Origin of the sequence: Hoeflea sp. Naph1, assembly GCF_046837775.1 — a bacterium.
Classification (GTDB): Bacteria; Pseudomonadota; Alphaproteobacteria; order Rhizobiales; family Rhizobiaceae; genus Hoeflea.
In genome coordinates this window covers 1365009-1391633 of the sequence record NZ_CP177286.1, presented here as the reverse complement: position 1 = coordinate 1391633, position 26625 = coordinate 1365009, and the positions used below count along the sequence as shown (strand labels likewise).

Genomic DNA, 26625 nt, shown 5'->3' with positions numbered 1-26625 from the left:
TGCTGGCCTCAGCGGGCCGATCTGCGTTGATGAAGGTCTAAAAAAGCGCAACCGCGGGCAGCAATTCCGCCGTCGTCCAATTCGCCGAGTTGGGCGATCAGGCCGGCCACGGTCACCTGGGCGAGTTCGGCCCGGTAGGCCTTCTCTGCCTTGAGCATGGCGGCGTTGATACCGCAGGGGGCGGTGAAATAACGTGACGGCAGGGGATTTGGCCCGCGCTGCCTGATTTCGTTGCACCGAAAAGCGGGTGCAGGCCCCTCGACAGCTAGCACGATGTCGAGCAGGCTGATGGAATTAGGCGCCCGGGCCAGGCGGTAACCGCCCTTCGGGCCGGGCACAGTTGCCAGAATGCCGGCGCCCGACAGCGCCTGCAAATGTTTGAGCAGATAGCTTGTCGACACGCCATGAAACTCAGCCAGGCTTGCCGCCGACAGCACGGCGCCGTCTTCAAGCCCGGCCAGTATGGTCACGCTGTGTATCGCTTGCTCGACGCCGTCACTCAGTTTCATATCGCCGCTCCTTATTGTGGATATAATTTATCCACGATTCGAAAAATCTGTCAACAGAGGCTGTTCTCCTGACAAATTGAGCCGATCATCATGCGTATGCTTGGACTGTCAGCAGGCCTGAACTACATTGATGGATGTGAAAGCCGAATCCGCGCCTCCCACAGACTCTCCGGGTTTCGAACTGCCCGAGCCGTTCCTCGGCTGGTTCGCCAGTCGTGGCTGGCGGCCGCGGGCGCACCAACTCGACCTGCTGGCCGCAACCTCTGCCGGGCGCTCGATGCTGCTGATCGCACCGACGGGAGCCGGCAAGACGCTGGCGGGGTTCTTGCCGAGCCTGACCGAGCTAACGGCACGCGGCAAGCCCAAGCCCGGAAGTGCGCAGGGGCAGTCGCTGCACACGCTCTACATTTCGCCGCTGAAGGCACTGGCGGTCGATATCGAACGCAACCTGGCTCGGCCGGTCGAGGAAATGGGGCTGCCGATCCGGATCGAGACCCGCACCGGCGACACGCCACAATCCAAACGCGCCCGGCAGCGCATCCATCCGCCGGACATCCTGCTGACCACGCCCGAACAGGTGTCGTTGCTGATTGCCAGTGGCCACGCCGAACGGCTGTTCAAGGATCTGCGTTTTGTGATTTTCGACGAGTTGCATTCGCTTTCGGCTTCCAAGCGCGGCCACCTGCTGTCGCTGGCGCTGGCGCGGCTGAGGCGGCTGGCGCCCGGGCTGCGCAGCATCGGTCTGTCGGCCACCGTGGCCGATCCGATGGAACTGCAACGCTGGCTGGTGCCGCAACCGCCCGGCGGCGAAGATCTGGCTGGCCTGATCACCGTCGAAGGCGGGGCCAGCCCGATCATCACCATTCTCGACACCGCCGAGCGGATTCCCTGGTCAGGCCATTCGGCGCGCTATGCGGTGCCTGATATCTACGCCACCATCAAGGATCACCGCACCACGCTGATCTTCGTCAACACCCGCAGCCAGGCCGAGCGGTTGTTCCAGGAACTGTGGGCCATCAACGATGACAGCCTGCCGATCGCGCTGCATCACGGCTCGCTCGACACCAGCCAGCGGCGGCGGGTGGAAGCGGCAATGGGGCGTAATGAGCTCCGCGCGGTGGTTGCCACTTCGACGCTCGATCTGGGGATCGACTGGGGCGATGTCGATCTCGTCATCCATGTCGGCGCTCCCAAGGGTGCAAGCCGGCTGGCACAGCGCATCGGCCGCGCCAACCACCGCATGGACGAGCCGAGCCGAGCGATCCTGACGCCATCGAACCGGTTCGAGGTGCTCGAGTGCCAGGCCGCTATCGACGCCAATTATGACGGCGCCCAGGACACCCCGTCTGCCGGCGCGGGTGCGCTTGATGTACTGGCCCAGCATGTACTTGGAATGGCTGCGGCAGCCCCGTTTAGCGCCGATGAGCTCTATCGCGAGGTCACCAGCGCCGACCCTTATTCAACGCTTGATCGTGACCGCTTCGACAAGGTGATCGAGTTCGTCGCCACCGGTGGTTACGCGCTCAAGAGCTATGAGCGCTATGCACGCATCCGCAAACGCGCCGACGGGCTGTGGCGGATCTCCAATCCGCAGGTGGCGCAGCAGTACCGGCTCAACATCGGCACCATCGTCGAATCGGCGATGCTCAATGTGCGCATGGTCAGCCAGAAAAGCGGCAAGACCAGCGGCCGTGGCGGACCGACACTGGGCAAGGTCGAGGAGTATTTTCTGGAAACACTGACCCAGGGCGATACCTTCCTGTTCTCGGGCAAGATCCTCAGATTCGAGGGCATCCGCGAGAACGAATGCCTGGTTTCGCGTGCCTGGGACCAGGATCCGAAGGTGCCCGCTTATGCGGGCGGCAAGTTTCCGCTGTCGACCTATCTGGCCGAACGGGTGCGGGCCATGATTGCCGATCCTGAGGAATGGCGCGCGCTCCCCACCCAGGTTTCCGACTGGTTGCGGATACAGCAGGACGTATCCCAATTGCCGGGTCGCGATGATCTGCTGATCGAGACCTTTCCCCGGGCGGAACGGTTTTTCATGGTGATGTATCCGTTCGAAGGTCGGATGGCGCACCAGACGCTCGGCATGCTGATGACCCGGCGGCTGGAACGGTTGCGCGCTCGGCCACTCGGATTTGTCGCTACCGACTATTCACTGGCAATCTGGGGCCTTGAGGATCTGGGTGCAATGATCGCGGGCGGGCGGCTGGACCTCAGTGAGCTATTCGATGAAGACATGCTGGGCGATGATCTCGACGCCTGGCTCGACGAATCCTGGCTGCTCAAGCGCACGTTTCGAAATTGCGCCGTGATTTCCGGCCTGATCGAGCAGCGGCACCCCGGCAAGGAGAAGACCGGGCGCCAGGTGACGGTGTCGGCCGACCTGATCTATGATGTGCTGCGCAGCCACGAACCCGATCATATTCTGCTGCAGGCAACCCGTGCGGATGCGGCGGCAGGGCTTTTGGATATTCACAGGCTCGGGGCTATGCTCAAGCGAATCAAGGGCCATATACAGCACCGGGCGCTCACGCACATCTCGCCGCTGGCGGTTCCGATCATGCTCGAAATCGGGCGCGAACCGGTGGTCGGCGAGGCCCATGAGAGCATCCTGGCGGAAGCGGCCGATGACCTCCTGGCCGAAGCGCGGGGCAACAATTGAACGGAGCCAACATGCACGGCGCAAAGGCAGCGCTCACACCGCAGGCCGGCGATGCTATGCCGACGTCTGTCGAATTCGAGGTCAATGGCACCGCGGTTCTTTGCGACCGGTCGGGCGTGCTGTTGTTGGCCAACAGCGGTGTGCTGGTGGTCTCGGACCTGCATCTGGAAAAGGGCGCAGCCTTTGCCCGCCGCGGGCTGATGCTGCCGCCCTACGATACGGCGGCGACACTGGCGCGGCTCGGCGAGGCGATTGCCCGCTTCAATCCGCGGATGGTGATCAGCCTGGGCGACAGTTTTCACGACCGGGTCGGCTCGCAGTTCCTGCCCGATCACTACCGCGATGCGCTCAAAGCATTGCAGCAGGGACGTGAATGGACCTGGATCGAGGGCAATCACGATCCCGACACGCCGGTTGGACTGGAGGGGGCCTGGTGCTCCGAACTCCATATCGACACTCTGGTGTTTCGCCATGAACCGTCGCGCGGAGCAGCTGATGGCGAAATCGCCGGCCACCTGCACCCGACCGCACGCGTGGTTCGACGCGGCAAGGGGGTGCGCCGGGCCTGCTTCGCCTCGGATGGCAAACGGCTGTTGATGCCCGCCTTCGGCTCGACCACGGGCGGGCTGGAATTGCGTCATCCGGCGATGCGGGGATTGTTCGTCCAAAGCCAATTGGTGGCACATCTTCTGGGGCGCGAACGGCTCTATTCGGTGGCTTTCAACCGCATGAACGGCTGATCCGGCCTTGGGTCAGGCCGCGGTGCCTTTCGCTCCACTGCCTCTGCCCGCCACCTTGTAGCAGCGACCAGCTCAATCTTTCCGGAAAATCACGCTACCCAGCCATCCCGTCACCGTCGCCAGCAGCACCGCGAAAATGCCGTAAGCCAGTGAATAGGTATGGGCCATGGTGTAGATGAACTGCTCGAGGCCGGTCTTGACCACCCTGAGCGGGATCACCTTCTCCATCACGAACTCATTGTTCTTGTAGAGCACGGCGCGAACCCGGTGCGCGCCGACAGGAATATTGGCCGGCAACCGCACCGATGCACGAAACAGCGCCTTGGAAATGAACTGCACGCCAGTGGGCGCACGCTGGTAAAGCCCGCTGGTTTGCTTGATGCGGCGCAGCGCCTCGCGGAAATCCGTCAACCGTGATCCGTCACCGACGCCGCCGGTGGGTACCAGCCTGATATTGTTGATGCCAATATCGCGGGAGCCAAGCTCCATCAGATTGGCGATATCGGGCAACGGCCTGGTGCTCGACATCGAGTAGGAAGCCGGGATCGGCTCGAAGCGGATCGAATGGCGGTTGATCCAGATTCCCGCCACCCGCTCCTTGCGGCGCACGGTGGTGGATTGGCGGGGCCCCTCGAGCGCGACAACCACATCGTAGGCGAAGGTTGCCAGCAACAGCTCATCAGCGCCGTCGATAGCACCGAATACGGTAATGTCAGCACCGGAGAAATCCGATGAAATGGCGATCTCGTTGGTGGAGATGCCAATATCAATCCGTTCCCTGAACTTGTCGTTGACCGTAACCGTGTGATCAACCAGTTGTGCCGAGGCTGGCAGGACTACGAAAAGCGGCAACAGGGCCAGGAGGGGCATCGCGCGCATCAGAACCCAAAGCTCCCGCTGACGACCGAGTAGATTTCGTCGGGCGGCAGCACCAGCCCGAAACCAAGGCGGATGCCAACCGCCAGAACCAGCAGCGCCAGGCCTGCGCGCAATTGATCGCCGCGCATCTTCTGGCCGACACGGACACCATACTGGGCGCCGATCACCCCGGCGATCATCAACAGCCAGGCAAGCACGACATCGACGGAATAGTTGATGGTCGCCTGGACGATGGTGGTGAACGCGGTGACGAAGATGATCTGAAACAGCGAGGTGCCGATCACCACATTGGTGGGGATGCGCAGCAGGTAGATCATCGCTGGCACCATGATGAAGCCGCCGCCGACGCCCATGACCGATGTGAGGATGCCGATTGCAAAGCCGAGCAGGATCACCGGGATGACGCTGAGATAAAGCTTGGAACGCTTGAACCGCATCTTGAACGGCAGGCGGTGCACCCAATTGTGCTGGCCTGGCTTGCGCAACGGCACCGGATTATTCTTGGCCGCACGGAGCAGTGAAGTGACGCTCTCCCAAAGCATCAGCCCCCCAACAGACCCGAGAAACACCACATAAAGCAGCGAAATGATCAGATCCAGTTGTCCCATGCGGCGCAGCATGGTGAATATCTGGATACCGACTGTCGCGCCGACGAGACCGCCAGACAGAAGTACCAGCCCGAGCTTGATGTCGAGCGTGCCGCGCCGGAAATGCGCCAGGGCACCCGAGATCGAGGAGGCGACAACCTGATTGGCGCCGGTGGCGACAGCTACAGCCGGGGGAATGTTATAAAAAATCAGGAGCGGGGTGATGAGAAAACCGCCACCTACGCCGAACATCCCCGACAGGAAACCCACCGCTGCGCCCATTCCGAGAATGACGAAGACGTTGACCGACAGTTCGGCGATCGGCAGGTAGATGCTCACCTTGCGCCCCCGGGAACCAATGGCAGGGAAAACAGTTCATCTCGGGGTCTTCCCGAGAACTTGTTTTTGCGCGTTTAAACCGTGCAAGTCAAATGAGTTACGGCCTAATTGGGCCGTATTCACGCATCTTTGCGCGGCACCAGCCAATCTCGCTCAATCTGGCAAGGAACGATAGCCCTCGCCGGCTTGATCACAGATCGCACCGCGAGCTTTCAACGCGCCTGCGTGAAGCTGAAATCAGGCCCCGTCGGGTCAGCCAGAGCACCGGAACTATCGCCCGTCTATCCGTTGCGTGCCAGCAATTCCTTGACCAGCGCATCGGTGATCTCGCCGCTGGGCTCCATGCCGACGGACGACTGGAACGCCTTGATCGCCGAGACGGTTTTCTTGCCCATCACGCCGTCAGGCTTGCCGGCGTCAAAACCGTTGTTGTTGAGTATAGCCTGAATGTTGCGAACCGCCTTGTCCATGTCCACGGTGGCGGTTTCGGTACTGTCGCCGCCCCATGCCGCAGGAACTTCGACTGCGTTTGCCTCGGGGTTGATCGGCTTGGCGGTCCAATTGGCAACCGCGGCGCGCGCTGCTTCTGCCTGTTCGGGCCGCAGCGCATTGTAGACTTCGTCGCGCTTGACCGCGGCATCCTTGTCGCCATCATTGGCTGCGATTGCAAACCATTTGTAGGATTGGACGAGATCGCGGGTCACCCCATCGCCACGAGCGTAGAGGATGGCCAGATTGACCTGGCTGTCACGGACACCGACATCGGCGGCGCGGCTAAACCATTCGGCGGCGTTGTCAAAATCCGGTGCCTCGCCGGCGGTGGCATACAGCACCGCGAGGTTGTGCATAGCGCTGGCATTACCCTGCTCGGCTGCCATCTGGTACCACTTCTTGGCGGCGACGAGATCACGATCGAGTCCACTGCCCTTCTCGTGGAAATTGGCAATCCGGTATTGCGACGGCGCATGGCCGAGATCTGCGGCGCGCTGATACCAGGTGGCCGCGCGCGCAAGGTCAACGGCGACGCCGCGCCCGTCAGTAAACCGCGCGCCGATTTCGTAAAAGGCCAATGGATTGCCTGAGGCGGCGGCGGCCTTGAGCGCTGCCGGAGCCGCACCTTCAGGCAATGCATCCAGTTCGGCCATCAGAACGCTGGTGTCACCGCTTTCGACCTCAACCGCCGGTGCAGGAGAAGCGGTCGGCGCGATGGCAGCGGTTTCTTCAGGTGAAACGGTCATCGGCGCCATTTCCGTTGCCGCGACCGGCGTATCGGTCACGGATGTATCGCTTGCGGGAGCATCACTGCCCGGCTCGACCAACCTGACTTCAGGCAGACGCGTCTCGGCGACCGCCTGCGGATTGACAAGATCTGCCTGTCCGGATTCGGCGCCCTGCGGGGCTGCCAATTGCTCAATCTGTGCTGCCGGTTCAACAATCGCCGGTTCCACAACGGCCTGGTCATCGCCTCCACCCGACAACATCCCCGAGACCAGCGGAAATGACATGACCGCCAGCAACACCGCTCCCGCGGCCAGCAGGATCGGCCGCCGGCGAGATTTGAGCACGTCGCTCAGGCCGCCACCGGCCTTGCCTGCTTTACGTCCCTTGCCAATGGTTTCAACTTCGGCGGCTGCAGCCATGGCCGCACGCCGCGCAGAGGCCAGGAACTCGGACTTTTCCGATCCATCATCTGCAGCGCCGCCGCGTTGCCGCTCAACCGCCTGGGCCTCACGGACCTTTTGCAGAATCCGGTTGATGTCGGGTGCGCCAGAACCGGGCTCCAGTGGCATATTGGCGGTTGCCGGGTCAAACTCCATCGAAGGATCGAGCGGCGGTGTGTTGGTTTCGGTAAACTGCGGCTCGGCGGCGACAGGCGCAGCCGCTTCCTTGCCGGGACGTATGCGCGCCGCCAGGCCGGAAAGGAACGACTTCCCGTCGCCCTTGTCGGCCCTATAGTGGGTGTCGGTGGAGTGCTGATCCTGCTCCTCGCTGGTCGCGAAGGCAGCGGCGAGAGCCGCGGCCTCGGCCGGCGAATGGGCCACGCGGGTTTCGCGTTCATCCTGAGCGCCGGCGTGATGGCGGTCCTCTTCGGTATCGCCGCCGGCTGATTGCAGCGCGTGATCGAGCGCGCCGGTTGAAGCATGTGGCATTGCCGCCTCAACCGAGGTGCGGGCATCTGCTACGGCGTCGCGCATGCCAGCCAGTCCGGCGGAACCGCCGGAAATTTCTCTCATATCAAGCTTTTCGAGCCGGCCGGCGATTTTCAAGAGCGTGTCCTGCACCGCCTCGAAGGCGCGCATGGTGCGGTCGTCGCTCTTGCGGCTCAGGCCTTCGAGCACCTTCAAATCATCGGCAAGCGCTGTGATGACTTCGATGTTGGCAATCGACTGTGCTGAAGGAGCAGCGCCCAATTGACCCGAATAGGCGGTCAATGTCGCTTCGGCGGCCTGGCGCGCCGCCTCGACAATGAACTCATCGCTGGTGGCTAGGTGTTCTTCGATGGAGGCGAAGCGTTCGTCAAAGGCTTCCGAAGCAGCGCTCGCCGGGGCGGAACTGACCAGCCGTGACAAATTGGCGATCTGGTCTTCAAGGCCGCGGATGGCCTCGTCACTGGGGCCAGCGGCGGCAGTGCTCGACATGTCCAGACGGTCGGCAATATCGGCGAGCCGGGCCTCGAGGTTCTCGATGCCGGGAATGGTGACCTGTGCCTGTTCGACCGGCGCGCGGTCAAGACGGGCGGAGATCTCGGCGAGTTGCGCCTCGACATTTGCCAGACCGCTTGCCGGTTGCATGGCATAGCCGGCGGCGGTGACTTCGGCCTGCTGCAGCTTGGCGGCAATATCGGCCAGGCGCGCGTCCAACGTCTCGAGACCAGGCAAGGGGTCGACAGAGCGCGAAGCAGTGGCTTCCGCACGCCCGATCAATGCTTCAAGCCGGCCGATGACGGCTTCGGGCACAGCGACCGGCTGATGCGGCGCGGCCGAGAAGTTCTCGATCTGGTCGGCAAGATTGTCCAGACGGGCGAGTACGGAGGGGTCAACGCCGCGGGCGTCAAGCGCCTCGATCTTGCTGGAGATATCCGACAGATATCCCGATAATTCCGGCATCCGATCGCCGCGCGCACCGTCTTCGACGAGGGTCTGCAGACGTTCTATCCGGGCGTCGAGGCGGGCGATGGCTTCCTCATCGGCCAGTTCGGCAACACGGGCGGCCAGATGCTCGATGCGACTGCCGATATCGGATGTAGTGTCGGCCGGTTCGAGCTGAAGCTGATCGATCTTCTGGGCAACCGAGGCGAGCCGCGCCTCCAGACGGTCAAACGGCGCGGTGTCGACCACGGGAGCGGGCGGCGCAGGTATCGCAGCAATTGCTCGGGTGATTTCGTCAAGGCGCGCGCCGAGCTGATCAAACAGCTGCGGCAACTCGGCGCCGAACTCAGCCGGTCGCGTGGTCATGATCTCAATGGCTTGCGCAAGTTCGGCAATCTTGTCTTCGATCGCCTGTACCTGGCCGGTTGCCGGCATTGTGGCCAGAGCTTCGCGGATGTCGTCGAGACGGTAGGCCAGATTGACCAGTTCGTCGCGCAGACCGCCGACATCGAGACCACTGACCTGCTTTTCCATCGACTGCCAGCGCGATTCCAGCGACTGAACGCTGTCTTCGCGCGCCAACCGGTCGATCATCGACCGCATCGAATCGAGTTCCAGCCGAAGCGAGTCCGCGCCGGAGTCCTGGGCGCCGAGCGCGTCGATCGATGCGGAAATGCCGGCCAGATCCCGGCGCAAATCCTGCGGCAACGCCTGGTCACGGGCTTCGGTGCGCAATTCGCTCATCTCGCGGCGCAGCGCCACCATTTCCTTGACAAGAGCCTCACTGAGATCGGCGCGCGGCGCGGGGGCTGGTGCGGCGGGCCGGGCCGGTGCCGCCGCAGCGGCTGGCTGTTGAGCAAAGAAATTCGGCGCCTGGGGTTTGACGGCCGAATGGGCCGGGCCGCGCTGGATGTTCTCCAGCGCCCGCTGCCGGGCACGGATGCCGTCGAGCATGTCGGATCCGGGGCCAGGCGGTGACGAACGCGTAGCCTTGACCGACTGGCCGTTGCGGCCAAGCAAGTCCTCAATTCGCGCTTCCAGGCCCTCGATAGTCCGGTTGAGCGCATCCAGTGAGGATTCTCCCGAACCTGGCCTGCTTGAATGTGATCGCGATCCGTTCATTTTCGTTTCCGCTTCGCGTTGTTGTCGGAGCCTTGCTCCACCCCGTCCGCAGCCAATCCAATTCCGATTTTCAGTCCGCTGGCATGAATGCCCTGCTTCAGATGAAACAGACTTCAATCCGGCGATTACGCGAAACAGGGGAGCCTGGCTTACTGCACTTCCTGCCCACATTCCGCGAAACGTGGTAAACAACCCGTTAACCAAGGTTACTTTTCTTTGCCGCCACCCCATCAAAAGTAACGCGACTTGACGATACGGAAGGTTTAATGGCACACAGCCTCCCTCGCATTCGGTGAAACCCGTAAATGGCAATATTGATCCACAATGAATGACATGGCGGATACCAGCGCGGACCAGGATGAACCGGTCTACAAGATTGGCGACCTGGCCCAGGAATTCGGGGTCACATTGCGGACCTTGAGATTTTACGAGGACAAGGGCCTGCTCAAGCCGACCCGTGCCGGCGTCACCCGGCTGTTCACCAAACGCGACCGCGCCCGCCTGAAACTGATCATGCTTGGCAAGCGGGTCGGCTTTTCGCTGACCGAGGTCAAGCGGATGATCGACCTGTATGATCCGCGCGGCAAGAACATCACCCAGCTCAAGGTGGCGCTCGACAAGGGCGAAGCGCAGATGCGCGTCCTGGAGGCGCAGCGCGACAGCATACATACCGCAATCGAAGAGCTTGAACGCACGATTGCCGTGGTCAGGGACATGCTCAAAGAATCCAACTAATCCATGTTGCGCTCAGATATATTGATTTGGGTGCGACCCTAGCTTCATGCGATCAAAATACTGAGACGGACGTGACGCGGACCGTTAAATGCAGGGCTTTATAAAGTGCTCCGCAATTAAAGCCCCGACCAAACCCGCCCGAAAGGCGGTTTTTTGTTACCAAAGGCGCCATGGAGCGAACGTAAGGCACGGGTTTTCTCTTCGCGAGAAGAAATGTGATCGGGCATTTTTTCAACTATTTTGCGTCGCCCCTCCTGAAAAACATCCGATTTCGACCTATTTTTGGGTCATGATGTCGCTTGAGCCGGTTCTGCCCCCACTTTTTACGTTTACGCAAACGTCAAAATTGAGTAAGCAGTGGGATGGTCGCCGGGCTACCACGCTTGCGGCGATAAACGGACCAAATAGGGATGATGAAACATGCCAGTCTTCAAGGCGCCGGTCGACGACACACTTTTCATTCTCAACGATGTGCTCGGCTATGAGCGCTACATGAATTTGCCCGGCTTTGCCGATGCAAGCCCGGACATTGTCGAGGCCATTCTGCAGGAAGGCGCGCGGATTTCCGAAGAAGTGATGCAGCCGCTCAACCAGGTCGGCGATCAGGAAGGCTGCACCCGGCATGACGATGGGACCGTATCGACACCGAAGGGCTTCAAGCAGGCTTACAAGCAATATTGCGAAGGCGGCTGGCTCGGCCTTGCGGCGCCCACCGAATATGGCGGTCAGGGCCTGCCCTACACGCTGCACACTGCCGTTTCGGAATACATGATCTCGGCCAACCTTTCGCTGTTGATGTATCCCGGCCTGACTCAGGGCGCCGTTGCCGCGATCAATGAACACGGTACAGACGAGCAGAAGGCCACCTACCTTCCCAAGATGATCGAGGGTGTCTGGACCGGAACCATGAACCTGACCGAACCGCATTGCGGCACCGATCTGGGCCTGTTGCGCACCAAGGCAGTGCCGCAGGCAGACGGCAGCTACAAGATTTCCGGCCAGAAAATCTTCATCTCGGCCGGCGAACACGACATGTCCGACAATATCATCCATCTGGTTCTGGCCCGCATCGAGGGCGCTCCGGAAGGCGTGAAGGGCATCTCGCTGTTCATCGTACCCAAATTCATGGTCGGCGAAGATGGCGCACTCGGAGAGCGCAACCCGGTGACCTGCGGCTCTCTCGAAGAGAAGATGGGTATCCACGGCAACGCCACTTGCGTGATGAACTACGACGACGCCACCGGCTATCTGATCGGTGCTGAAAATGCCGGTCTCAAGGCCATGTTCGTGATGATGAACGAGGCGCGCCTCGGCGTTGGCCTGCAAGGTCAGGCGATGGGCGAGATCGCCTATCAGAATGCCGTAGCTTACGCGCGGGAACGGCTGCAGGGCCGGTCGCTTTCCGGCCCCAAGTTCCCGGACAAGAAGGCCGATCCGATCATCGTCCACCCTGACGTGCGCCGCACGCTGCTGACCATCCGCGCCTTCAATGAAGCCGGTCGTGCCTTCATGCTGTGGACTGCCTTGAAGTCCGATGTCGCCCACAAGTCGGAAGTCGAAAGCGACGTTCAGGAAGCCGACGACCTGCTCACTTTGGTGACGCCGGTGGTCAAGGGCGTGCTCACCGACAAGGGCTTCGATCATGCTGTGATGGCGCAGCAGATGTTTGGCGGCCATGGCTATATCGAGGAATGGGGCATGAGCCAGTATGTCCGCGATGCCCGCATCGCCATGATCTATGAAGGTGCCAACGGTATCCAGGCGCTTGATCTGGTCGGCCGCAAGCTGGGCCAGAATGGCGGCCGCGCGGTGATGGCCTTCTTCAAGGAAGTCGGCGATTTCTGCGAGGAGAACCGCGAAAACGAGGACCTGACGCTTTATACCAAGGCGCTCAAGAAGGGGCTTGGTGATCTGCAGGCCTCGACCATGTGGCTGATGGAGAACGCCATGGCAAAGCCCGACAATGCGGGTGCTGCCTCGACCGATTACATGCACCTGTTTGGTCTGGTGTCGCTCGGATACATGTGGGCGCTGATGGCCAAGGCAGCTGTCGAAAAACGTGCCAGCGGCGCCGATGGCAAGGAGGAATTCCTCGCCTCCAAGCTGCTGGTCGGCAAATTCTACATGGAGCGGATCATGCCGGAGACGGCGTTGCGCAAGGCTCGCATCGAGACTGGCGCCGACACCATGATGGAACTGGCCGCAGAGGCGTTTTGAACTGTGGTCTTGGTTTGACCAAGTTCGCGAACTGAATTGAGCGTATCGCCGGGCGGACGGCTCGCCCGGCAGCAACTTCCGGGAGAAAATAATGGCGACCATGCCATCTGAAGTTCTTGGTGTCCCGCGTCCGGACTGGATGGACGACGATGTCGCGATGCTCGAGGACATGGCGTTGCGCTGGCTCGAAGCCGAGGTGGCGCCGCATTATGACCGCTACGAGAAGCAGGAAATGGTCGACCGCAGCGCCTGGGAAGGCGCCGGCGCCGCCGGTTTGCTGTGCGCTTCGATGCCGGAAGAATATGGCGGTTCGGGCGGAACCTACGCCCATGAGGCGGTAATCGCCGAAGCGCTGGGCCGTGCCGGCACCGACGGGTTCGGCATCGCGCTGCACAATGCCATCGTGGCGCCCTATATCCTGCATTTCGGCTCGGAAGAGCAGAAGAAGAAATGGCTGCCGAAAATGGCTTCCGGCGAAATGATCGGCGCCATCGCCATGACCGAACCGGGCGCCGGCTCGGACCTTCAGGGCATCAAGACAACGGCCAAAAAGGACGGCAACCACTATGTCCTCAATGGCTCGAAGACTTTCATTACCAACGGCCAGCACGCCAATCTGATCATCGTCGTGACCAAGACCGACACATCAAAGGGCGCCAAGGGCGTGTCGTTGATGGTGGTCGAATCCGAGGAGGTTGAAGGCTTCCGCCGCGGCCGCAATCTCGACAAGGTGGGGCTCAAATCCAATGACACATCGGAGCTCTTTTTTGATGATGTCCGCATCCCCACCGCCAACATGCTCGGCACCGAGGAAGGCCAGGGGTTTGCGCAACTAATGACCGAGCTGCCGCAAGAGCGGCTGCTGATTGCCAACCAGGCGATCTCGATGATCGAGCGGGCGCTGGCGATCACCATCGATTATGTCAAGGAGCGAAAGGCTTTCGGCAAGGCCGTCATCGAGTTCCAGAACACCCAGTTCAAACTGGCCGAATTGAAATCGGAAGCGGTGATGGCACGGGTATTTGTCAATCACTGCATCGGTGAGCACCTCAAGGGCGAACTGAGCTCGACCACGGCATCGATGGCCAAATATCTGACCACCGACCTGCAGTGCAAGGTGGTGGATGAGTGCGTGCAGTTGCATGGCGGCTATGGCTACATGAATGAATACCCGGTGGCGCGGATGTTCCGCGATGCCCGCGTGCAGCGGATTTATGGCGGAACCAATGAGATCATGAAGCTGTTGATCGCAAGGAGCCTGTAAACCCATGACAGATTTCACACTCGACTGTTTTTTGGAAAGCGGTAACGCCTACAAGGTGGCGCTGATGCTGGAACTGTGCGGCGCCGACTGGGCGCCCCGGCGCGTGGCATTCTTCACCGGCCAGACCCGGTCCGAGGAATTCCGTAGTCTCAATGTAATGGGCGAAGTTCCGGTGTTGACCCATCACAAGGGCGATGGCGATGTGGTGCTGAGCCAGTCCGGTGCGATCCTCGATTATCTGTCCCGGGAATTCGACCGGTTCGGCCCTGCAAACGAAGATGAACGCCGGGAAATCTTGCGCTGGCTGTTCTGGGATAATCACAAGCAGACAAGCTATGTGGCCACCTACCGCTTCATGAGCCACTTTCAGAACAAGACCGGCGACCCGGTCGCCCAGTTCTTCCACGCCCGCGCCATCAATGCCTGGAAGGTGCTCGAAGAACACCTCAAGGATCGCGATTTCGTGGCCTGCGGCCATCCGACGATCGCCGACCTGTCGATCTGCGGCTACCTGTTCTGGCCCGATGAGATTGGCATGGATGAGAACGCCTACCCGAATATCGCAGTCTGGCTTGAACGCATCAGCGCCCTACCCGGCTTCAAACGTCCCGAACAATTGATGCCGAGCGGAATCGACCCCGCCACGGCAACCGCCTGATACAAACACGAACACCCTGGAGAAACCGATGGTTGATGTATTTGTCTATGATCACGCCCGCACCCCGCGGGGCCGCGGCAAAAAAGACGGAAGCCTGCATGAAGTGCCTTCAGTGCGCCTGGCATCGCACATGCTGCAAGCACTGCGCGACCGCAACGGGCTCGACACAAGCAAGGTTGACGACATCATCATGGGCTGCGTCGACGCCATCGGTGAAGCTGGCGGCGACATCGCCCGCGCGGCGACCTTCGAGGCCGGCTATGCCACCGAAGCCCCCGGAATCCAGATCAACCGTTTCTGCGCTTCCGGGCTTGATGCAATCAACATGGGCGCAGGCAAAATTGCCTATGGCGCCGATGATATCGTCATTGCCGGCGGTGTGGAATCGATGTCACGGATCGGCATCGGTGCCCAGGGCGGCGCATGGTTCATGGACCCCTCGGTCAACATCCCTGCCTATTTCATGCCACAGGGCGTTTCCGCCGACCTGATCGCCACCAAATACGGGTTCTCCCGTGATGATGTCGACGCCTATGCGGTGGAAAGCCAGAAGCGGGCCGAACATTCATGGAAGAACGGCTATTTCGACAAGTCGGTGGTGCCGGTCAAGGATATCAACGGTCTGACCATTCTCGACCGCGACGAGCACATGCGGCCGGGCACCGACATGCAGACGCTGGCCAGCCTCAATGCATCGTTCGGTATGATGGCCGAAATGGGCGGCTTTGGCGCTGTTGCGATCCAGGCACACCCGGAAATCGAGATCATCAACCACGTCCACCATGCCGGCAACTCGTCGGGCATCGTTGACGGCGCCAGCCTGGTGCTGCTTGGCTCCAAGCGCGGTGGCAAGACCATGGGACTGGAGCCGCGTGCAAAGATCCGCGCCTTCGCCAATATCGGCTCCGATCCGGCATTGATGCTGACCGGCCCGGTAGATGTCACCGAGAAGCTGCTCAAGCGCGCCAAGATGAAGATCTCGGATATTGATCTGTTCGAACTCAACGAGGCCTTCGCCGCCGTGGTGCTGCGCTATCAGCAGGCCTTCGACATTCCGTCCGACAAGATCAACGTCAATGGCGGCGCCATCGCCATGGGGCATCCGCTGGGCGCCACCGGGGCGATGATTCTCGGCACCGTGCTTGATGAGCTCGAGCGCCGCGATCTCAACACCGCCCTTGTCACGCTGTGCATCGGCGCAGGCATGGGCACCGCGACGATCATCGAACGCGTCTGATTACCGGAGAACCGATATGAGCAATGAGATTTACACCGTAGACGTCGACAATGACGGCATCGCGCTCGTCACCTGGGACATGGCCGGCCGGTCGATGAACGTGTTCACGCAAGAAGCGCTTGAGCAACTCGACGGGCTGGTTGACCGGTTTGTCGCCGATGACGCCGTCAAGGGCGTGGTCTTCACTTCCGGGAAATCGTCTTTTTCCGGCGGCGCTGACCTGACCATGATGAAAACCATGCTGGCAAGCATGGCGGAAGAAAAGCGCAACAACCCGGGCAAGGCGCAGCAGATGCTGTTTGACCAGGTAGGCCGGATGAGCCAGCTGTTCCGTAAAATCGAAACCTGCGGCAAGCCGTGGGTTTCGGCGATCAACGGCGTGTGCATGGGCGGCGCGTTCGAGCTGTCACTTGCGTGTCACGGGCGTGTTGCCGCGGATTCACCGTCGGTTAAGATGGCACTGCCGGAAGTAAAGGTCGGCATTTTCCCGGGCGCCGGCGGCACCCAGCGAGTACCGCGCCTGACCAATGCGCAGGACGCGCTGCAGATGATGACCACCGGGCAGTCGCTGACGCCAGCGCGCGCCAAGGCGATGGGGCTGATCCACGAAGTGGTGGAACCCAAGAAGCTGGTTGCCGCTGCAAAGGCAATGATCAAGAACGGGCTTTCGCCGGTCGCTCCTTGGGACGTCAAGGGTTTCAAGCTGCCGGGTGGGCAGATCTGGTCGGCGCAGGGCGCACAGCTCTGGCCTGCGGCTTCCGCCATCCTGCGGCGCGAAACCCAGAACAATTACCCCGCCGCCAAGGCGATCCTGCAAAGCGTGTTTGAAGGCCTGCAGGTTCCGTTCGACACCGGTTTGCGGATCGAGCAGCGCTATTTCAGCCATATCATGCAGACCAATGAAGCCCAGTCGATGATCCGGTCGCTGTTCGTCTCGTTGCAGGAGATCAACAAGGGCGCACGCCGTCCCGACGGCATCAAGCCGACCAAATTCCGCAAGATCGGCGTTGTCGGCGCCGGCTTCATGGGCGCGGGCATTGCCTATGTGACGGCCAAGGCCGGTATTCCGGTGGTGCTGATCGACCGCGATCTCGAGGCTGCTGCCAAGGGCAAGGCGCATTCCGAGGAGCTCGTCAAAAAGGGCATCCAGAAGGGCAAGACCACCAAGGAAGATGGCGACAAGCTGTTGTCGCTGATCACCACTTCGGCCGATCATGCCGATCTGGCGGATGCGGATCTGGTGATTGAAGCCGTGTTTGAGGACCGCGACGTCAAGAAGGCGGTGACAGAATCCATCGAAGCACAAATCCGGCCAACAACGGTCTATGCGTCGAACACCTCGACGCTGCCGATCACCGGCCTTGCGAAGAACTCGAAGCGGCCGAAAAACTTCATCGGCATCCACTTCTTCTCGCCTGTCGACAAAATGCTGCTGGTGGAGATCATTCTCGGCCGCAAGACCTCGGACAAGGCGCTGGCCGTGGCGCTCGATTATGTTGCGGCGATCAAGAAGACGCCGATCGTAGTCAACGATACGCGCGGTTTCTTCGTTAACCGGTGCGTGCTTCGCTACATGAACGAGAGCTACAACATGCTGGCCGAAGGCGTGCCGCCGGCGATGATCGAAAACGCCGCCAAGATGGCCGGCATGCCGGTCGGGCCGTTGTCGCTCAACGACGAGGTGGCCATCGACCTGTCGCTCAAGATCCTCCGCGCTGCGGTTGCCGATCTCGGTGAAAAAGCAGTCGATCCGCGTCATCTGGCGTTAGTCGAGCGGATGGTCGAAAAGGAAGGCCGTCTCGGCCGCAAGAACGGCAAGGGCTTTTACGACTATCCTGCCAAGCCCGCCAAAAAGCATCTGTGGCCTGGCCTGAAGACGCTCTATCCACAGCTCGATCCAGCCAAGGTCGATGTCAAGGAATTGCAGAATCGCTATCTGGCGGTGATTGCGCTGGAAGCCGCGCGTACGGTCGAGGAAGGTATTGTCACCGATCCGCGCGAGGCCGATCTCGGCACCATTCTCGGCTTTGGTTTTGCACCCTATACTGGTGGCGCGCTGAGCTACATCGACAGCATGGGCGCCAAGGCCTTTGTGGCCATGTGCAAGGTGCTGGCGCGCAAATATGGCAGCCAGTTCCGCGCCCCCAAACTGCTGCTTGATATGGCCGAAAAGGATGAGACTTTCTACGGACGGTTCAATCCCTACCGCGACGACAAGGCTGCGGCATAACGCGCGGCATACCAGCAAAAAACGCGATCATGAACGGGCCTTCGGGCCCGTTTTGCATTTCCGGCACCACAACTTGCAATACTGATCCGGCAATCGGGATAAATGAGCTTGCCCGAACGCGTCCGCTTCTGCACTGTGGTGCAAACAGGAGGCTAGGGCCAATGTCAGTGATCGACTATTATTTTTATTGCGCGTCGCCTTTTACCTATCTCGGCCACAATAAGATCTGCGATCTGGCCGAACGGCACAAGGTCTCGCTCAACTACAAACCGGTCAATCTGAAGGCGCTGTGGGACATATCCGGTGCGGTTCCCCCGGGCCAGCGGCCTCCGGTCAGGCAGCGGCTGCGGCTGATCGAGTTGCAGCGTCTGGCGGCCTGGCGGGAACTGCCGATCAAGACCACGCCGAAATACTTTCCGGTTGATCCGGCGCTGGCCGACAAGGTGGTCGTTGCGCTGTGGAAGGACGGGCACGACCCGCGCTATTTCATGGCCAAGGTGCTGGCCGGCGTCTGGGCCAATGACGACGACATCGCCGACGAGACAGTGCTGGCCTCGTACCTGTCGCAGGTCGGACTCGATCCGGGGCCGCCGCTCGCCGATGCCAAGACCGAGGCGATCGCCGCGATTCGCGAACAGAACACCCGTGACGCAATCGCTGCCGACGCAGTGGGCGTGCCCACCTATGTGTTCCACGGCGAGCCGTTCTGGGGGCAGGACAGGATCGAATTGCTGGAACAGGCACTGTTGAGTGGCCGGCAGCCTTATCGGCCGGCCTGAGCGGACGGACACTCCGATCTACGGAGCGATGGCGTGAGGATATTTTTCCTAACCGGCTTTACATAGGGGCCTCGTTTCATGTAGAAAAGGCTCTTCCGGGCCTGTCAGCACGTGCCAAGGCCATGTCCTTTAACAGCGGGAACTCGACAATGCTCTCGCATGAACGCATCTGGTCAGCGCTTGACGCGCTTGCGGAACGCCACGGGCTGACGGCCTCTGGACTGGCGCGCCGTGCCGGTCTGGACCCCACTTCTTTCAACAAGTCCAAGCGCCGCGGCGCCGACGGCCGCGACCGCTGGCCGTCCACGGAATCGCTCTCCAAGGTGCTCGGCGCGACAAGCTCGTCACTTGATGAATTCATGAGCCTTGTCGCCGGCACTGGTTCGGGGGCCGACAATCCTATTCCCGAAGGCACGTTTCCACCACAGACAGGTTCGATCCCGTTGCTGGGGTTTGCCCAGGCTGGCTCGGGGGGCTTTTTCGATGATGGCGGATTCCCTGCGGGCCAGGGCTGGGACGTTGTCGATTTTCCGACCCAGCCATCGGAACGACCTGGGGTCTATGCGCTGGAGGTTCAGGGCGACAGCATGATGCCGCTCTACCGCGATGGCGACATTCTGATTGTCGAGCCCGGAGGGCAGATCCGTCGGGGCGACCGGGTGGTGGTGCGCTCGTGCGAGGGGGAGGTGATGGCCAAGATACTCACCCGCCAGAGCGCGCGATCGGTCGAACTGATGTCGCTCAATCCCGATCATCCCAACCGCAGTTTCGAACTGAGCGAGATCGACTGGATGGCGCGGATCATCTGGGCCAGCCAGTAAATGGCCGACCCGGCACCGTGGATTGGCGGATGCCACCGGTTGCCGCTTGTGCCGGGAGACCGGAGTTCTTATCTTTCGAAGATAATCGAAGAGAAATATTGCCCATGACCGCACCCATTACCGCCCACGACGCCCTGATCTATCTGATGGTGACGATGTCAGCCGTTGACAAGACCATGAACGACGCGGAGTTGGCGCGCATCGGCCGCCTTGTCACTTTCCTTCCTGTGTTCGAAGGCTTTGATGAAGAGCGGTTGATCGAGGTGACGCGGTCGGCTGCGGAACTGCTCAAGGGGCCGGAAGGTCTCGACATCGTTCTGGAAGTGGTGCGCGACGCAGTGCCGCATAAATTCTATGACACGGCTTACGCGCTGGCGGTGGAGATCGCCTCGGCGGATTACAACATCCAGCAGGAGGAGATCCGGCTGTTGCAGATGCTGCGCGACCGGTTGGGCCTCGACAAACTCACATGCGCTGCAATCGAACGCGGCGCGATGGCGCGGTTCCGCAGCAACTGAGCCTGTTACCGGCCACGCGCGAAGGGTCTGTCTACCCTGCTCACCAGATCGTGTTTCGCCAGACAGCACAGCTTGTGGCATCACATCATGATCCAAGCAGGAGACAATCATGACATTGTTGGGACTATCCGAGCCGGTGATACGGCTGCTCGCATTCTCGTTGATTTTCGTAACGCTCGCGGCAGTTGAACTGCTGGCGCCGCGGCTCGAACGTGACGAGATGCGCGGCGCGCTGAAATCGCGCCGCTGGATAACCAACCTGGCCATGGTGGTGCTCTCCTCGGTGGTGCTGAGAATCGTGTTTCCGCTCGCCGCCGTCGGCACCGCGCTGTGGGCCCAATCGCAGGGGCTAGGGCTGCTGCCGCTCGCCCAATTGCCGCTCTGGCTTGCCGCCATCATCTCGTTCGTGGTGCTCGATTTCGCCGTCTGGCTTGAACATCTGGTCAGCCACAAATGGCCGTGGCTGTGGCGTATCCACCGCATGCACCACGCCGACACAGGGTTTGACCTGACGACGGCGCTAAGGTTCCACCCGTTCGAGATCGTTCTGTCGATGTTCTGGAAGGCCGCTGTCATCATCGCGCTCGGCGCACCGCCGGCAGCAGTTTTGATATTCGAGATCGTGCTCAATGGCGCGGCAATGTTCAACCATGCCAACATCAGTTTGCCAAAGCCGGTCGACCGGGTGTTGCGGCGGTTGATCGTGACCCCGGACATGCACCGCATCCACCATTCCACCGACCAGCGTGAAACGGATTCGAATTACGGGTTCAACCTGGCAATCTGGGATCGGTTGTTTTCCACCTACACGGAAACCCCGCGGCGTGGCGAAACAGGCATCGAGATCGGGCTGTCGGAATGGCGCGACGGGCGCACCGCCAAATTTGGCTGGGGACTGGCGTTGCCGTTCTTGCCAACGCCAGCCCGGCGCGACCGGAGTGATCGCGATGGGGCTGAGAACGCTCAGTAGAGCCCGTTCGGGAACCAGCGGAGATAGAGTTCGGCAAACCGGCCATCGCGGTTGAGCGCGGCCAGCGCGTTGTCGAATGCCTCCGCCAGAGTTGCATTGCGCGGCGCCACCGCAATTGCCAGGCCTTCGCCCAGATGGGCGCGCGAGAAATACGGCCCGTCAAAAAAACGGCAACATGATTCCGCAGCCTGGCTCGACAACCAGAACGACAATTGCAGCCCATCGCCAAAGACAGCGTCGAGATTGCCTGACTTGAGTGCGTCGAACATCCAGTCCGAGCGCGAGAAAGTGACAGGCTTGAGCGCGGGAAACCAGTCGCGCAACATCGCTTCGTGGGCGGTGCCGACCATGACCCCGACGCGCTGCGCGGCCAGTGCCTTGGCGCTGGTGCCCCCGGGGGCGGCGTCCTTGCGGATCGCAAAACGCGCCGGCAATTGCAGATAGGGACGGGTGAAGCGGTAGTCGGCCCGGCTCTTGGCGGTCATGGCGAGCCCCGAAATCATGGCTTCGGCCTGCCCGGTTTTCAGAGCGCTGGCCAGTTCATTCCAGGGCAATGCCTGGATCTGGCATTTGGGCAACGCATCCATTTCCGTACAGATAGCGCGGGCGAGATCGATATGGAAACCGGCGAGACGGCCCGTCTGATCGAGAAAGTTGAACGGCGGGAAGTCAACCGTGGTGACAAAACGGATACGGGTGAAGGACTGGGAATCCGGCGCGGGAATCCGTTCACGCGGATCCATGTAATTGGGAACGACAACTTCTCCGGCAGCTACAGCCGGCTGAACACAGATCAAAAATACGAGTAAAACGTGCAATACGCGCGTAACACCCTTGAATTTCAGAGATGCATTCAGGCGTGTATTCACTACCATAGATTTATCGCCTCGCTGCAATCGTCATGTGTTTATCAGAGTCATGGCTTCAAGCAAAACCAACGCCCCCCAGGCTTCCAACCAACCGGGCCAACATTTGCGGTTGATCCTGGACCGCAACATCAGCACCGGATTGATCCGGTTGCCAGTCCCGGCCACAGTCGGCAAGAGAGAATCGCGGGAAGCGCGGTTTTTTCTCGATTGCGGCATCGGCAAGCCCCATGTCCAGGCCGCATTGGGCGCGGCCAGAGCCAATGCCACCACCGTTGAAAAAGAGCTACTGGCTAAAGGCCTAATTGATCCGGAACTGTATTATCGCTGGCTGGCGAGCGAATTGGGGCTGAGCTTCATCGACCAGATCGATCCCGCGGAAGTAGTACGGCCCCCCTCGATAGACACTCTGCTTCATCGCAACGGGCCGATTCGGCTGTGGCGCGACGGTCGGCAACTGACAGTGATCGTTCCCGAAGCACGACGGCTCGAGACGGAAAAGGCGCGGCTTGCCGCAACGCCCACGCTGCGCGGCGATCTGGCTGTCGCCTCTCCCACCACCATCCGCAAGGCGGTCTGGCAGGCCGGAGCTGATGACCGGGTACGGCAGACGACCTTCCAGCTCGATCAGGACCATCGCCATGCCAGTGCCAGACAGGTGCTGACCGGGGCGCAAGGGTTTGTGCTGGCGCTGATGCTGTGTTTCTGCATGGCCGGAATATTGCTTCGGCCGGGCACCGCTCTGCTCGTCGCCCACGTGGTTCTGACGCTCTTCTTCTGTGGTGGCATATTGTTGCGGCTGGTCGCGCTGGCGATGTCGGCGTTAAAGCCCGCTCCCCGACTCTCGCACCCACCCGAAGGCACGCCGCCGCCGGTCTATACGGTGTTGATCGCACTCCTGGATGAAGCCGAGATGGTGCCGGCGATCGTTTCGCGGATTGACGCGCTGGACTGGCCCAAGAGCCGGCTCGACATCAAATATATCTGTGAGACCGGGGACAGGGCTACGATAGCGGCGCTTGAAGCCCAGGCGCTCGGGCCAGAGAGCGAAATCGTCATGGTTCCCGATTTCGGGCCGCGCACCAAGCCAAAGGCGCTGCAATACGCGCTCAAGGGCGCGCGCGGTTCGCTGGTCGCCATCTATGACGCGGAAGACAAACCCGCACCGGGCCAATTGCTTGAAGCCGCCGCCCGATTTGCGCAGGAAGATGAGCGGCTTGCATGTCTGCAGGCGCCGCTGGTAATCGCCAACATGCGCTCAAACTGGCTCAGCGGGCTGTTCGCGCTCGAGTACAGCGGCCATTTTCGGGTACTTATCCCGTTTCTTGCCCGCGCCGGCATGCCGATACCGCTTGGTGGCACGTCGAATCACTTTCGTCGCACGGCGCTGGAAGCTGTCGGCGGGTGGGATCCGCACAATGTGACCGAGGATGCCGATCTCGGCCTGCGGCTTTACGCCCATGGCTATCGCACAGAGACGATCGCCCGCGCCACGGTGGAAGCTGCGCCGGTTGCACTTGATGCCTGGACCCGGCAGCGCACCCGATGGCTCAAGGGCTGGGCGCAGACATGGCTGGTGATCATGCGAAGACCGCTGAAAACCTGCCGCAGTCTGGGAGTGGGTGGTTTTGCCATTTTTCAATTAATGATCGCCGGAATGTTGGTCTCGACGCTCGCACATCCGCTAATGTTGGTCTTTGTCGGCCAGGCACTGATCTGGCTCACGAGTTCCGCCGCACCACCGGTAACACCGCTGAACATCACCCTGATGTGGCTCGATCTGTTCAACATAATCGGCAGCCACATGGCCTTCGCGGCGATGGGATGGCGTGGTTTCAGCGGCTATGAGCGTCGCCGGCTTAAAAGCCGTTGGTTGTTGATGACGCCAGCCTATTGGCTGTTGATGTCGTTTGCCGGATGGCGGGCGCTGGCGCAATTGAGAAGAGATGCGCATGTCTGGGAAAAGACGCCGCACGCCGTGGAGACGCAGGGTGCGGGATGTCTCGCTGCGGTAAGCATCAAAGAGCCGGGCGCGATGGAGCGGGTGAAGGGAATCGAACCCTCGTCGTAAGCTTGGGAAGCTTCTGCTCTGCCATTGAGCTACACCCGCGAAAGCTGGCCAACCCATGCCGCTGAACGGCTGCGGTGTCAAGTCGCCTGAAAGGCCGACGCCGGGTTGACTGGACGCACGTCCGATCTCATATGGAGACCATTCCCCTTTAATCTTGATGGATCCATGGACCAGCTTAAAGCCTTTCTGACGTCGCGCCGCTTTGAGGGTGCGATCACTGTGCTGATCATAATCAATGCGATCACTCTTGGACTGGAAACCGTACCAGCAGCAGTGGAGCGGTTCGGCGGCTTCCTGAGCCTGCTCGACCGCGCCATACTCGGTGTGTTTGTTGTGGAAGTAACGGCGCGGCTTGTCGCGTGGCGGCTTGATTTCTTCCGTGACCCCTGGCGGATATTTGACTTGGTTGTCGTTGGGGTGGCGCTTGTCCCGGCCACGGGCGGGCTATCGGTGCTCCGGGCGCTTCGCATTCTCAGAGTGCTCCGGATCATAAGCATGGTTCCATCGCTGAAGCGGGTTGTCGGAGGCCTGGTCAGCGCCCTGCCCGGCATGGGGTCGATCATGCTGCTTTTAACCCTGGTCTTTTATGTTTTCTCGGTGATGGCGACCAAACTCTATGGTGACAGCTTTCCCGACTGGTTTGGCTCGATCCCCGCTTCAGCCTACTCGCTGTTTCAGGTCATGACGCTGGAAAGCTGGTCGATGGGCATCGTCCGCCCAGTGATGGAGGTCCATCCGATGGCGTGGGCGTTCTTCATTCCGTTCATCGCCTGCACCACGTTTACTGTGCTCAACCTGTTCATCGGCATCATCGTCTCTGCAATGCAGGAAGAACATGAAGCCGAGATCACGGCAGACCGCGAAGCCATGGTGTCTGACCAGAGCGCAATGCTGGAAGAACTCAAGGCAATCCGCAGGGATCTGGCCGAATTGCGTGCGGCGCAGACAGGCGCAACCCAGAGGTCCTGATGAGAATGCCCAATGCACGCCGCACAAAAGTGCGAAGTGTCTTGCATAATTGAAACCGATGCCACGTCCATCAGGACGGGAAGGCTAGCTGCGGAAATGCTTGGACAGCTTCAGGCCCTGCGCCTGGTAGTTCGACCCCAACCCCGACCCGTAGAGCGCCTCTGGGCGTTCAAGCATTTTCTCATAGACCAGCCGGCCGACGATCTGTCCGTGCTCGAGAATGAACGGCACCTCATGACTGCGCACTTCGAGCACCGCACGGCTGCCAGCGCCGCCGGCTTCGCTGTGGCCAAAACCGGGATCGAAAAAACCAGCGTAATGAACCCTGAACTCACCGACCAGCGGGTCGAACGGGGTCATCTCGGCGGCGTAGAGCGGCGGCACGTGCACCGATTCACGGCTGACCAGAATGTAGAATTCGTCCGGATCGAGGATCAGATCAGCGGAGCCGCGATTGTGGATCGGTTCCCAGAAATCGAAGACGTCATGGGCGGCTCGCTTATCAACATCGATCACTGCGGTGTGGTGTTTGCCGCGATAGCCAACCAGCGCATCCGGTCCCTGCCCCTTGAGATCGATCGACAACGCAATGCCGCCGCCCGAGACATTGGCTGTATCGGAATCCACCAGCGTTTCGGCTTGGTGGAGTTGCGACAGCGCGGTCTCATCGAGCAACGCATGGCCTTCGCGGAACCGGACCTGCGACAGTCGCGAGCCAGTGCGGACCACGATCGGGAATGTGCGGGGGCTGACCTCCAGCCACAAGGGACCATGATAGCCGGCGGCGATCTTGTCGAATTCCTGACCGAAATCAGTCATGACCCGGGTGAAGATGTCGAGCCGACCGGTCGAGCTCTTGGGGTTGGCGGAGGCGGAAATCGCCTGCGGCAACGCCAGACTTTCGAGCAGCGGAACAATGTAGACGCAACCGGTCTCGAGCACAGCACCGGCCGACAGGTCGATCTCATGCATGCTGAGCCGGGCGAGCTTGTCAGTCACCTTGCTGAGCGGCCCTGGAAGGAACGAGGCGCGCACCCGGTAAGCTGTGGCGCCAAGTCGCAGGTCAAGACTGGCGGGCTGGATCTGATCCGCATCAAGCGCCCGGCCGGCCTTTAGCCCGCCATGATCGAACAGGGCTCGAATAGCTCTGTCGGAGAGAATGCCAGCGCTCACTTGTTACCGCTCCGTTTCAACTTTGGTCTTGATGGCAAGACACGACGATTGACGCAAGCGCAACGAGATATTAAACACGGTTATCCCGTGGTGATTTGGCCGACCGGCTTGCAGCCACGTTAAACAAGTCGCTAAAAGGTCGGGTTGCAAAACCGGCTGGCGACTTTCGCAAGCCGGTTTTTTT

Annotated in this window: 20 protein-coding genes, 1 tRNA gene and 1 riboswitch; of the genes, 14 read left to right on the top strand and 7 right to left on the bottom strand. The window is 60.9% G+C overall.

From position 1 onward, the window contains the following. Positions 1–8 precede the first annotated feature (8 nt). Positions 9–509, bottom strand: a complete 501-nt coding sequence (locus tag ACK6D9_RS06535; RefSeq protein ID WP_412051069.1) for an Rrf2 family transcriptional regulator — start codon at positions 507–509, stop codon at positions 9–11. 130 nt (positions 510–639) lie between these two features. Here ACK6D9_RS06535 and ACK6D9_RS06530 point away from each other — a divergent pair, with 130 nt between their 5' ends. Then, positions 640–3177 carry a ligase-associated DNA damage response DEXH box helicase gene (locus ACK6D9_RS06530; protein WP_412051068.1) on the top strand — a complete coding sequence of 846 codons (2538 nt, stop codon included), beginning with the start codon at positions 640–642 and terminating at the stop codon, positions 3175–3177. Between the two features lie 11 nt (positions 3178–3188). Beyond that, a complete protein-coding gene (pdeM, locus tag ACK6D9_RS06525) occupies positions 3189–3917 on the top strand; it encodes a ligase-associated DNA damage response endonuclease PdeM (RefSeq protein WP_322988090.1) in 729 nt (242 codons plus the stop codon). Positions 3918–3989: 72 nt separating this feature from the next. On the opposite strand, the gene ACK6D9_RS06520 is transcribed toward pdeM, so the two are convergent. From ACK6D9_RS06520 to ACK6D9_RS06510, 3 genes are all read right to left on the bottom strand, one after another. Next, positions 3990–4796, bottom strand: a complete 807-nt coding sequence (locus tag ACK6D9_RS06520) for a TIGR02186 family protein (RefSeq protein WP_322988091.1) — start codon at positions 4794–4796, stop codon at positions 3990–3992. After that, the gene (locus ACK6D9_RS06515; protein ID WP_412051067.1) at positions 4796–5722 is read right to left on the bottom strand and encodes a sulfite exporter TauE/SafE family protein; all 927 of its coding nucleotides are present in this window, start codon (positions 5720–5722) and stop codon (positions 4796–4798) included. The genes ACK6D9_RS06520 and ACK6D9_RS06515 overlap by 1 nt, the downstream gene beginning before the upstream one ends. Before the next feature lie 281 nt (positions 5723–6003). Beyond that, positions 6004–9933, bottom strand: coding sequence for a peptidoglycan-binding protein (locus ACK6D9_RS06510; protein WP_412051066.1), 3930 nt, complete (start codon positions 9931–9933; stop codon positions 6004–6006). A 333-nt stretch (positions 9934–10266) separates the two neighbouring features. Between ACK6D9_RS06510 and ACK6D9_RS06505 the strand changes: the two genes are divergently transcribed. From ACK6D9_RS06505 to ACK6D9_RS06460, 10 genes are all read left to right on the top strand, one after another. Next, a complete protein-coding gene (locus ACK6D9_RS06505) occupies positions 10267–10668 on the top strand; it encodes a MerR family DNA-binding transcriptional regulator (protein ID WP_322988101.1) in 402 nt (133 codons plus the stop codon). A 420-nt stretch (positions 10669–11088) separates the two neighbouring features. Next, a complete protein-coding gene (locus ACK6D9_RS06500) occupies positions 11089–12885 on the top strand; it encodes an acyl-CoA dehydrogenase C-terminal domain-containing protein (RefSeq protein WP_412051065.1) in 1797 nt (598 codons plus the stop codon). Positions 12886–12976: 91 nt separating this feature from the next. Further along, complete coding sequence (locus ACK6D9_RS06495; protein WP_412051064.1) at positions 12977–14149, top strand: acyl-CoA dehydrogenase family protein; 1173 nt, start codon at positions 12977–12979, stop codon at positions 14147–14149. A 4-nt stretch (positions 14150–14153) separates the two neighbouring features. Further along, positions 14154–14807, top strand: a complete 654-nt coding sequence (locus ACK6D9_RS06490) for a glutathione S-transferase family protein (protein WP_412051063.1) — start codon at positions 14154–14156, stop codon at positions 14805–14807. 28 nt (positions 14808–14835) lie between these two features. Next, on the top strand, positions 14836–16044 hold the full coding sequence (locus ACK6D9_RS06485) for an acetyl-CoA C-acetyltransferase (protein WP_322988097.1): 1209 nt from the start codon (positions 14836–14838) through the stop codon (positions 16042–16044). A gap of 16 nt (positions 16045–16060) precedes the next feature. Next, positions 16061–18274: a 3-hydroxyacyl-CoA dehydrogenase NAD-binding domain-containing protein gene (locus tag ACK6D9_RS06480; RefSeq protein ID WP_412051062.1), complete on the top strand. Its 2214-nt coding sequence runs from the start codon at positions 16061–16063 to the stop codon at positions 18272–18274. Positions 18275–18435: 161 nt separating this feature from the next. After that, positions 18436–19053: a 2-hydroxychromene-2-carboxylate isomerase gene (locus tag ACK6D9_RS06475; RefSeq protein WP_322990204.1), complete on the top strand. Its 618-nt coding sequence runs from the start codon at positions 18436–18438 to the stop codon at positions 19051–19053. Positions 19054–19202: 149 nt separating this feature from the next. Next, entirely contained in the window at positions 19203–19874 is a 672-nt protein-coding gene (locus ACK6D9_RS06470) for a helix-turn-helix transcriptional regulator (protein WP_412051061.1), read from the top strand. Positions 19875–19978: 104 nt separating this feature from the next. After that, positions 19979–20392, top strand: coding sequence for a tellurite resistance TerB family protein (locus ACK6D9_RS06465; RefSeq protein WP_412051060.1), 414 nt, complete (start codon positions 19979–19981; stop codon positions 20390–20392). Positions 20393–20501: 109 nt separating this feature from the next. Continuing rightward, positions 20502–21362, top strand: a complete 861-nt coding sequence (locus ACK6D9_RS06460) for a sterol desaturase family protein (protein ID WP_412051059.1) — start codon at positions 20502–20504, stop codon at positions 21360–21362. Here ACK6D9_RS06460 and ACK6D9_RS06455 read toward each other — a convergent pair. Continuing rightward, positions 21356–22105: a transporter substrate-binding domain-containing protein gene (locus tag ACK6D9_RS06455; protein ID WP_412051058.1), complete on the bottom strand. Its 750-nt coding sequence runs from the start codon at positions 22103–22105 to the stop codon at positions 21356–21358. The two genes, ACK6D9_RS06460 and ACK6D9_RS06455, sit on opposite strands and share 7 nt — an antisense overlap. Positions 22106–22280: 175 nt before the next feature. On the opposite strand from ACK6D9_RS06455, the gene ACK6D9_RS06450 reads away from it, so the two are divergent. After that, positions 22281–24299: a glycosyltransferase family 2 protein gene (locus ACK6D9_RS06450; protein ID WP_412051057.1), complete on the top strand. Its 2019-nt coding sequence runs from the start codon at positions 22281–22283 to the stop codon at positions 24297–24299. On the opposite strand, the gene ACK6D9_RS06445 is transcribed toward ACK6D9_RS06450, so the two are convergent. Continuing rightward, a tRNA-Gly gene (locus ACK6D9_RS06445) sits at positions 24265–24338 on the bottom strand. The genes ACK6D9_RS06450 and ACK6D9_RS06445 overlap by 35 nt on opposite strands. Positions 24339–24464: 126 nt before the next feature. Between ACK6D9_RS06445 and ACK6D9_RS06440 the strand changes: the two genes are divergently transcribed. After that, entirely contained in the window at positions 24465–25268 is an 804-nt protein-coding gene (locus ACK6D9_RS06440; RefSeq protein WP_322989675.1) for an ion transporter, read from the top strand. An 84-nt stretch (positions 25269–25352) separates the two neighbouring features. Here the strand turns inward: ACK6D9_RS06440 and ACK6D9_RS06435 are convergent, their stop codons facing one another. Beyond that, entirely contained in the window at positions 25353–26441 is a 1089-nt protein-coding gene (locus tag ACK6D9_RS06435) for a 2'-deoxycytidine 5'-triphosphate deaminase (protein ID WP_412051056.1), read from the bottom strand. Between the two features lie 77 nt (positions 26442–26518). Next, positions 26519–26596: riboswitch (SAM riboswitch) on the top strand. Positions 26597–26625: the final 29 nt, after the last annotated feature.